Raw genomic sequence first — 1,927 nt, forward strand, 5'->3', positions numbered from 1 at the left:
GCGGCCGAGATGGGCGAGCGCCTGATCGTCGCGCATATGGACGAGTCGATCAAACGTGGCACCGTGCGCCTGGCGCATCCGCTGGAGTCGCGCAACGGCCACCAGACCGTGACGCTCTTGGAAGCCATCGAGGAACACCGCTTCGATGTGCTGATCGGCGGTGCGCGCCGCGACGAGGAGAAGGCGCGCGCCAAGGAGCGCATCTTCAGCCACCGCGACAGCTTCGGCCAATGGCAGCCCAAGGAACAGCGCCCCGAGCTGTGGAATCTGTTCAACACCCGCATCCGCCCGGGCGAGCATTTCCGTGCCTTCCCGATCAGCAACTGGACCGAGCTGGACGTGTGGCTCTACCTGGCGCGCGAGAACATCCCCCTGCCCGGCCTGTACTACGCGCATGAGCGCCAGATCATCCGCCGCAAGGGCCTGTTGGTGCCGCTCACCGAGGTGACCCCGCCGGAGCCCGGCGAGCAGGTGGAAACCGCCACCGTGCGCTTTCGTACCGTGGGCGACATGACCTGCACCTGCCCGGTGGAGAGCGCGGCCGCCTCGGCCTCCGACATCGTCGCCGAGACGCTCACCGTGACGGTGAGCGAGCGCGGTGCCACCCGCATGGACGATAGAACATCCGACGCCTCGATGGAGCGTCGCAAGAAAGAGGGCTACTTCTGATGAGCGCCGCACCGAACAACGCCACCGTCCACGAACAGGACGTGGACACGCAACATCGCGCGCTGCGCTTCCTGACCGCTGGCAGCGTCGATGACGGCAAGAGCACCCTGATCGGTCGCCTGCTGTTCGACAGCCGCGCCATCCTGGCCGACCAGCTCGATACCCTGGAAAAGCGCGCCGCCGGCGCCCCCATCGATCTGAGCCTGCTCACCGACGGCCTGGAGGCCGAGCGCGAGCAAGGCATCACCATCGACGTGGCCTACCGCTACTTCGCCACCAAGACGCGCAAATTCATCATTGCCGACGCGCCCGGCCATGAGCAGTACACCCGCAATATGGTCACCGCCGCCGCCGGCAGCGATGCTGCCGTGGTGCTGGTGGACATCACCAAGCTCCAGCTCGACGAGGCCGAGGTGACCCTGCTGCCGCAGACGCGCCGCCACAGCCTGCTGGCGCACCTGCTTCGTGTGCAAAACATCGTGTTTGCGATCAACAAGATCGATGCGCTGGACGCGCCGGCCGAGGGTTATGCCAAGGTCAGCGCAGCACTGAGGAACTTCGCCGAGGCCGCCGGCATCAGTGTGACAGCCATCGTGCCGGTCTCGGCCCTGCGCGGCGACAACGTGACCCAGCCGCTGGACGCCGACTGGTACGACGGCCCCTCGCTGCTGCAGGTGCTGGAAGGCCTGCCCACGGTGCAGGAGAAGGTGGAAGGCCAGCTCCTGATCCCGGTGCAGTACGTTGCCACCAATGGCGAGGGCACCGGCCACCAGCCACGCACGCTGTGGGGCCGCATCGCCCACGGCCAGGTCAAGGCCGGCGACGAGGTGCAGATCCTGCCCAGCGGCCAGACGGCAAAAGTGTCCGAGGTGCGCAAGGCCGGCGAGACGGTGGCGCACTGCGTGGCGGGCGAGTCCGCCGGTGTGCTGCTTGACCGCCAGCTCGACGTGAGCCGCGGCGACTGGATCGTCACCCCCGGCAGCGCGACGCCCAAGCAAAGCTTCGAGGCCACGCTGGCCTGGCTGGACACCGAACCGGCAGTGATCGGCCGCAAATACTGGGTGCGCCATGGCAACCGCTGGGTACAGGCGCGCATCAGCGCGATCGAGCATCGGCTGGACGTCAACAGCCTGGCCGAGGCCGAGGCGCATGAGCTCGCCGTCAACGAGATCGGCCATGTGCGCATCGAGCTGCAGGCCGCCTTGCCGGTGGAACCCTACACGGCCAACCGCGTCGGCGGCGCGCTGATCGTGGTGGA

At 67.7% G+C, this 1,927-nt stretch carries 2 protein-coding genes; both read left to right on the top strand.

The genetic code is table 11. From position 1 onward, the window contains the following. On the top strand, positions 1-669 hold a 669-nt coding region (gene cysD / locus WG898_RS25070), incomplete at its 5' end, for a sulfate adenylyltransferase subunit CysD (RefSeq protein WP_339605504.1). Next, positions 669-1,927, top strand: a 1,259-nt coding sequence (locus tag WG898_RS25075; RefSeq protein ID WP_339605505.1) for a sulfate adenylyltransferase subunit 1, incomplete at its 3' end; no start/stop codon positions are given. The genes cysD and WG898_RS25075, both read left to right, overlap by 1 nt.

This window comes from Paucibacter soli (assembly GCF_037482845.1).
Taxonomy (GTDB): Bacteria; Pseudomonadota; Gammaproteobacteria; order Burkholderiales; family Burkholderiaceae_C; genus Paucibacter_B; species Paucibacter_B soli.